The sequence below is a fragment of the Bifidobacterium saguini DSM 23967 genome (genome assembly GCF_000741715.1).
GTDB lineage: Bacteria > Actinomycetota > Actinomycetes > Actinomycetales > Bifidobacteriaceae > Bifidobacterium > Bifidobacterium saguini.
Map to the genome: position 1 here is coordinate 341,699 of NZ_JGZN01000008.1, position 7,369 is coordinate 349,067.

A 7,369-nucleotide genomic window follows, 5' to 3' on the forward strand; every position below is an offset into this window, starting at 1 on the left:
TCGAATGGTGGATTGTCTCGTTACAAACATGCGATATGACTAAGAGCATTCCGCGAAGAATCTATCAGGAGGAAGCATGGCCAAAATCAAGGTCGAAGGCACCGTTGTTGAACTTGACGGCGATGAAATGACCCGCGTGATCTGGAAGGACATCAAGGACAGGCTTATCCTGCCGTATCTTGACATCAATCTCGATTACTACGATCTGGGCATCCAGCATCGTGACGAAACCGATGACCAAGTGACCATCGACGCCGCCCACGCCATTCAAAAGCATCATGTAGGCGTCAAGTGCGCCACCATCACCCCTGATGAAGCTCGAGTCAAGGAATTCGGGCTGAAGAAGATGTGGAAGTCCCCTAACGGCACCATTCGCAACATTCTGGGCGGCACGATCTTCCGCGAGCCGATTGTGATGAGCAACGTGCCGCGTTTGGTTCCCGGCTGGACCAAGCCGATTGTGGTGGCTCGTCACGCATTCGGCGATCAATACAAGGCCACTGATTTCAAAGTCCCTGGCGCCGGTCAACTGACCGTCACCTTTACTCCCGAAGATGGTTCCGAGCCCATTCAGCATGTGGTATACAACTATGGGCCGGACGGCGGCGTGGCACAGGTGCAGTACAACGTGAACGACTCCATTCGTGGATTCGCCCGCGCATGCTTCAATTACGGATTGATGCGCCATTATCCGGTGTACCTGTCTACCAAGAACACGATTCTGAAGGCGTACGACGGCCAGTTCAAAGACATTTTCGCCGAAGTCTTCGAAACCGAATACAAGGACAAGTTCGCCGCTGAAGGATTGACGTACGAGCATCGTCTAATCGACGACATGGTGGCAAGCTCCCTGAAATGGCATGGCGGCTATATCTGGGCATGCAAGAACTACGACGGCGACGTGCAGTCCGATTCCGTGGCTCAGGGCTTCGGCTCGCTCGGTCTTATGACCTCTGTACTGATGACCCCGGATGGTCAAACCGTTGAGGCGGAAGCCGCTCACGGCACAGTGACCCGTCATTACCGTCGTTGGCTCAAAGGTGAGAAGACTTCCACCAACCCGATTGCGTCCATCTTCGCATGGACCGGCGGCCTCAAGCATCGCGCCGACTTGGATGGCACGCCTGAAGTCCGTCATTTCGCTGAAACGTTGGAGAAGGTCATTATCGATACCGTGGAAGGCGGTCAGATGACCAAGGATCTAGCCATGCTTATCGGTCCTGATGAACCGTGGCTGGATACCGAAGGCTTCATGAATGCGCTGGATGAGAACCTGCGCAAGGCACTTGCCTGATATTCCATCCCAGCATTGCTAGCCGCTCAGGCATCAATGCTCCCTGATTCATCCCGGATATATGCCGCTATCGTGCATGTATCCGGGATTTTTCATGTCCCCTCTACTACAATCGTGCCACAGTGCATTTGATTGATGTTGGCTACCCGCCAAGGAGGATTCGTACACTTATGGGGTTCGCACGACGTTCCGTCACCGTTGTTACCGCTATCGCCGCTTCATGCGCTATGGCGTTGTCCTTGACCGCGTGCACCTCAGAGACCGCCGAACAAACCGTCACCGGCAAAGATCAAACAACTGTAACCTCCGACTCCGTGGGAACCGTTGCTTTATTTACACCCTCTGATGGCATCACTTTGAATCAGCAGACGCCTTTGAACAAGTGGGCCAAACTGACGCCGGAATTGACCAACGCACTGACTGATTACGGATTCAAGAAGAAAAACGTGTCTCACACCACCTCCGACTCTCTTGATAAGCAGAGCCGAGCCATTCAGGATTATGTAGTCGATCATTTATCCGGCAAAAATAAATCCGATGATTCCGGCATTACTATCGAGCCTGAGAATATGACACTGCTAGTCGCCCCCGTGGTGCAAGCAGATGATTCGACTCGCCAATACGGTGATTATGTCAGCCAGGAATTGAATACCGATCAGGATGTCAGTGAGGGCTCCGCCAATGCTGACGATACCGACGGCCAATCAAACGATTCTTCGTCCGCCAATAATGCTGATAGCGGCACCTCCGATTCAGATGCTGAGGCAACGAATAAGTCAAATTCGGCAGGCGCCAGCTCCTCTGAAGACTCGGACGACTCGGACCAGACGCAAGCCGTGCAGAGGCTGGTGTCTTCGTTGAAGCTTGCCCAAGAATCGGGTATGCATGTGGTGCTGTTGGCCAATAGCATCGAGGGATACAAGCCGGATGCATTCGTGCAATTCTCCGACGCCCGCACCATTGGTCATCTTCAAGCGGAGAAGCTGGCGGCAAAGCTGGAATTGGATAAAGCCAGCAAGGATAATCCGAAGCATATTGAAGTGCTGCTTCCGTATACACCCACCGACCGTAGTGACACCAACGTGGACGACACGTTTGCCGAAGAAGCCTTCCAAGGAATCTGGCAAGTACTTGGCGCCTACTATCAAAAAGGTGTGGTAGTAAGCCCTTCGGGCACGCTGGATGGCACGTCCACGCAAAAGGATTGGCTGAACGTGGCTTACGACGCGAGCAAAAACGATGCCACCGCCAAGGAATTGGATAGTCGTCTCGAAACAGACGACGTGGATTCGACCCCTACCAGAATCGATGGCGTTATCGCCATGAATGATTATGTTGCCTCCGAAGTAGTCAAGGAACTGGATCAGCTGGGGTACACCGGTTCTGCGGCAGATATTAATCCTCAAATTACCATTGCCGGAATTGTAGGCAATATCGCAGGTAAAAAGGATCTGCAGCGCGAACAGGTGCCTGACCCCATCAAATCTCCCGAGAATGACGACACGAACGACGCCCACGGATCCAAAACCGACGACGACGCATCCGCTAAGGCCAAGGATTCCCAATGGCCTCTGGTTACCGGCTATGGCGCATATATTTCTTCCATTCCTTCCGTAGTCAATGGCAAGCAGTGGATGACAGGCATCGAAAATCGAGCTACATTGGCATCAGATATTGCCGAAATGTGCGGCAAACTGAACACCGGAGAAAACATCAGTTCACTATCCGCAGTCAAGAACACGGAAGTCGGAGGCATCAAGAAGGTGCCGACGCTGAACGAACCGGTACTTGCCGTGGGTGCCAGCAATCTCAAAGCAACACTGATTGACCCTGGATACATCACGCTTGCGGATGCAGGCCTGTGATGGTCTCCGCCGCTACTGCTTGAGCACGATTTTGCGTTCCACAGTGTAAAGCTCCGGATCAAGATAGTCATTGGAGCCTCGCTTTAAACCCCAGTGCAAGCAGCTGTCTTCACAGTGATCGGAATCACCACGAACCACGCCTATCGCATCGCCTGCAAGCACCGTGGTCCCAACAGACAGATCGGTGAGGGCCGGCTCAAAAGTTGATGTCACTCCCCCACGATGTCGGACACTCACCACATCCTTGCCACCCACTTTGCCCGCGAAACTTATCGTTCCGGCTCCGGGCGCCAAGATCACCTCCCCTGAACTCGTGCTCAGATCCAATCCGCGATGCCCAGCAGCCCAAGGAGTAAGCGGTTGATCGAACGAGTCAGCAACAATTGCATCATGTACAGGCCACGCAAATTGCGCCGAACATTGGGGAGCAGCACGCTGCTCCCATGTCGATAAATCAGTAAAATCAGCCAACACCAAACCGGATTGTTCCGCACTGCCCAATGGCGCACAAGAGCTATCCATGCCCTGCGAATACAATGCGTCACTGCTGCCATTAGCAAACGATATTCCAATCAATAGGGCCAGCAGCAGGCCTACCACCGAGGCAACTGCAACCGCAGCGTCAACCCTGGTCTGCTGTTCCTGAGCCTGCTGGCGCTCTTGTTCACGCTGCCGCATAGCTCGCCGCGCTGACTGCCGACGCCAATCAAACCAATATCCGTTCATTCGCCCGCCTTCTTTCTCTCTCCACTGATACAGGATCATCAATTCCCGGCACCGTTGCCGATACGTTCAACATTGAGGCATACGAAGCTCTGCTGTCCAGCGCAAACGGGTTATGTGGTTCTAGCTTGCCAAGTTATCCACATAAAGAAAAGCGTTTGGTAGAAGCATGCTGCCGAAATCCTCGTTTTGCACGGAAAAACTCGAGACCATAGAACAGCTCAATGGCATAATAAAGAACGATGAGCAATGCTGCAGCAGTATATCAGTGCAATGACGCAGCCTGATGGTGAGGAGAACCCAGATGAAGGTTTGCGAGGTTCCACTAAGCGTCAACCCGTTAAGCCAGAACAATATTGAACCAATCATCATGATTGGTGTGTCAGCAGGAGGCCTCGCCGCGACGCTGCTGCTCGCCTATCGGTTCCTGCGCAAGCCAAACGCATGGCGTGTTCACCCTAAAACGGCAGCATGGTACGTGGTGATTGCCGCGATCCAAATCTTCATTATGTCGACCATAGGTATGACCGTGAAATCCCTGCACAAAGGTGTTGCCAGACAAACCCTCGAGCAATCCTGTGGCATCTGGGGGATGCACACCAGCGGAGGCAAGGTGTTTGCATGGCTGGAAGACCCTGGATACCCCTATCTGTTCGGAGAAACACGCTATGGGCCGTTATGGTTCTATCAGGGAGGGAAAGCCGTCTCTGGCGGCGTTACTCTGCAAGGAGATACCGCAACCGTATACAGCGGCGACTACAAGGCCAACATCACAATCAATATACTGAACGCCGGCGAAACCATGCTGATCAATCTGTTCTTTATGGCGCTCATCATAATTCTGATGTTTGTCGTAGCTTATGCGATAGTAGGCAGCAACAAACCCATCGAAGACCAGCCCATAATGATATTCGTTACCTGGCTATGTGTCTTCATTGCTGCCCTTATGACAGGAATCAGCATTCCCGTGGTGGATGCTCGTTGGATGATTCCCACCACTATCGTGCTTCTTCTGGAAGACGCTGCAGCATTCGGCCTTCCATTCTGGTTATTCGCCCGGCTGCGTGCGAAGCATCAAAACTCATAGTGGCTCTGAAAAACAACGAGGCCCCTCCAAGCGGAGAGGCCTCAGATGAGCTCCTGCGACTGGGCTTGAACCAGTGACCGTCCGATTAACAGTCGGATGCTCTGCCAACTGAGCTACGCAGGAATATTTAATTTTTCATTCTGGACGTTCCCGACCAGATGAGCTCCTGCGACTGGGCTTGAACCAGTGACCGTCCGATATACGGTTCCGATTCAATGTCACTGTCGTAGGGCTTTCGACAACAGGTAGAGATAATACAGCCCGTTTGCTGATTCTCCAAATCGGCGTGTCTAATCGCTCGGTACTATTCGCGCTCTCTTGAATCTTCATTTCATCTATAACCGCTTCGATATATTTGACAGTCTGCGTAGAATTCTTTTTCTGACGGACGGCGACGATGCCGCCTCATCAGCGCGAAGGAGCGGTCATGCAGTACTGGACCACCAATCGTAGATGCATAATGCACGTCGAGCCACGCAAGGACTGGGCCGAACCGGTTGAACTGTGGATTGACTGGCTGAAGGCTTTGGGTCGCACGGACGATACGTTGCGAACCCGTTGGTATCAGATATCTCAGTTCTCCCGCATCGTTGACAAGCCGATAGCCGATGTCACCGAGGATGATCTCATATTCTATTTGGCAGGCATGGGCACCGAGGCCAAACGGGGAATGCGGAGCTGCGTCAAGGTTTTCTATCAATGGGCCGTCAGGCACGAATTGGCTGTCTTGAACCCCGCCGACGACGTGCCCTCTGTGCCCATGACCCTTCCGTCCGGGTTGATATGCCCCGAGGAAAGCATCGAACAGGGGCTCGCCTCCCCCGACCGCGATGCCCGCCTGGCCGTAATGCTTGGTGCCTTCTGCGGGCTGAGGCGCATCGAGATGACCCGCATCAATCTCGCAAACGACATAGAATCCGCCGAGGACGGCAAGTTGCTGCACATCCACGGAAAGGGAAACAAGGAACGAACCCTGCCCATCCCGTCAAAACTGGCTATCGCACTGGCGCAGCGAGACGGCACATGGTTGTTCCCGGGTGCGGTCGGCGGGCATTGCGGAGTTGATTACGTCGCCAAGCGAATCAAAACCGCCACCGGGTACCCATCCCACAGCCTGCGACGCCGTTTCGCAACTGCCGCCTACTATCGAAACGGGTGCAACATCGTTCTCGTCAGCAGAATGCTGGGGCACGCAAACATCGCAACCACCATGAGATACATAGGTCTTGTACAAGACGAGATGAGGAACGCCGTTGAATCCGCCGCACGCACCGATAGTAGCCTCACCATATCCACCAACCAAATCGTTGGCGCAGGAATAGCCACATACTCGTTGAGCACCGCGAGAATAGGATGAATCAGTCACTGTCTTCTTGCGATTGCTCGGAAACCTCTTCCTCGGGTTCGTACGTCCACTGATATCCGTAAGCGTTCAGGCCCTTGCGGGCCGCCTGACTGATATTGGATGGTACCGCTTGCGGTTTATGGTCTTCCTCACGCAGCCATCGTGAGGCCTCGCTGACCGAAACGAATCGCCGCGGTTCGAGGTCACCGCCAAGCCGTGTGACAGGACGGCTTCCATGAGGGCCTCCAGATTGGACTACGGTGGACTTGCGCCCAGAAGTCCTCGCCGCATTGATTTCTGCAAGCTGAACCTTCGCAGCGATGAGGTCCACAAGCAGTTTCTCGTTTAACCTGATATTCTCCAGATTCTCTTCCATAAGCTCAATCTGCTCGCGTATGGCATCAAGTCGTGAGCGCAGACAACCGATTTCCTTCATGTCCTTTTCCGACGGAGCAGGTTTCGCAGAGGATGCATCGTCTCTTCCAAGCCAGGGGCGCTCCTCCTGCATGAGATTCTTGACAGTGGTCTCATCGAGCAGCCACCTGCTTGCCTGTCCACCATCGGCCTTCCGCGCCTTGAGTCGTCCACGGTGGATGCGTTTCGCCAAAGCCGGGCTGCTGATTCCAGTCAAAGCGGATGCGGCGGCAAGCGTATATTCCTTCATATTTCGCTCAGACATGTCTTAGATTATCCAAAATGTCTTAGACAATTAGACGACTCCGGTTTAAAAGAGCTTTCAATATTTCCAGTTTTCGGTGTTTCGGTGTTTCGGTTTTTGGTGTGTTGGTGTTGGTTACACTGATGCGTATCGAAAGGCGAGGAAGGCGACCATGAGCGGCCGGGACGAAAACATGAACGAAAAAGAGAACGAGAACGTTATGAGCGAGAGCGAGAATGATATGAACGAGAGCGAGAACGAGAACGGGGCCGTTTCGATGCCGGTGCCGGCCGCGGGCGCGGATGGCGTGGGTGGCTCCTCCGTGGCCGCCTCCGCGGATGCTTCCGCGCCAGCTTCTTGACCCACTTGATACCCTGCAGCCTTGCCGGCTGCGATC

7 protein-coding genes and 1 tRNA gene are annotated in these 7,369 nt (G+C 53.7%); 5 read left to right on the top strand and 3 right to left on the bottom strand.

Annotated features, from left to right (window positions below):
- Window positions 1–76 precede the first annotated feature (76 nt).
- Together BISA_RS07695 and BISA_RS07700 are read left to right on the top strand one after the other, a co-directional pair.
- Window positions 77–1,294: an NADP-dependent isocitrate dehydrogenase gene (locus tag BISA_RS07695; RefSeq protein ID WP_033891162.1), complete on the top strand. Its 1,218-nt coding sequence runs from the start codon at window positions 77–79 to the stop codon at window positions 1,292–1,294.
- A 170-nt stretch (window positions 1,295–1,464) separates the two neighbouring features.
- On the top strand, window positions 1,465–3,159 hold the full coding sequence (locus BISA_RS07700) for a substrate-binding domain-containing protein (RefSeq protein WP_033891164.1): 1,695 nt from the start codon (window positions 1,465–1,467) through the stop codon (window positions 3,157–3,159).
- A 12-nt stretch (window positions 3,160–3,171) separates the two neighbouring features.
- Here BISA_RS07700 and BISA_RS07705 read toward each other — a convergent pair whose 3' ends face one another.
- Window positions 3,172–3,885: a M23 family metallopeptidase gene (locus tag BISA_RS07705; RefSeq protein ID WP_033891165.1), complete on the bottom strand. Its 714-nt coding sequence runs from the start codon at window positions 3,883–3,885 to the stop codon at window positions 3,172–3,174.
- Between the two features lie 301 nt (window positions 3,886–4,186).
- Between BISA_RS07705 and BISA_RS07710 the strand changes: the two genes are divergently transcribed.
- Window positions 4,187–4,969, top strand: a complete 783-nt coding sequence (locus BISA_RS07710; RefSeq protein ID WP_033891166.1) for a hypothetical protein — start codon at window positions 4,187–4,189, stop codon at window positions 4,967–4,969.
- Window positions 4,970–5,019: 50 nt separating this feature from the next.
- Here the strand turns inward: BISA_RS07710 and BISA_RS07715 are convergent.
- A tRNA-Asn gene (locus tag BISA_RS07715) sits at window positions 5,020–5,092 on the bottom strand.
- Between the two features lie 304 nt (window positions 5,093–5,396).
- On the opposite strand from BISA_RS07715, the gene BISA_RS07720 reads away from it, so the two are divergent.
- Window positions 5,397–6,326 (top strand): tyrosine-type recombinase/integrase, encoded by a 930-nt coding sequence (locus BISA_RS07720; RefSeq protein WP_033891167.1) that lies wholly within the window; start codon window positions 5,397–5,399, stop codon window positions 6,324–6,326.
- Between the two features lies 1 nt (window position 6,327).
- Here BISA_RS07720 and BISA_RS07725 read toward each other — a convergent pair whose 3' ends face one another.
- Window positions 6,328–6,993 carry a hypothetical protein gene (locus BISA_RS07725; RefSeq protein WP_033891168.1) on the bottom strand — a complete coding sequence of 222 codons (666 nt, stop codon included), beginning with the start codon at window positions 6,991–6,993 and terminating at the stop codon, window positions 6,328–6,330.
- Window positions 6,994–7,144: 151 nt separating this feature from the next.
- On the opposite strand from BISA_RS07725, the gene BISA_RS07730 reads away from it, so the two are divergent.
- Window positions 7,145–7,333, top strand: a complete 189-nt coding sequence (locus BISA_RS07730; RefSeq protein WP_033891169.1) for a hypothetical protein — start codon at window positions 7,145–7,147, stop codon at window positions 7,331–7,333.
- Window positions 7,334–7,369: the final 36 nt, after the last annotated feature.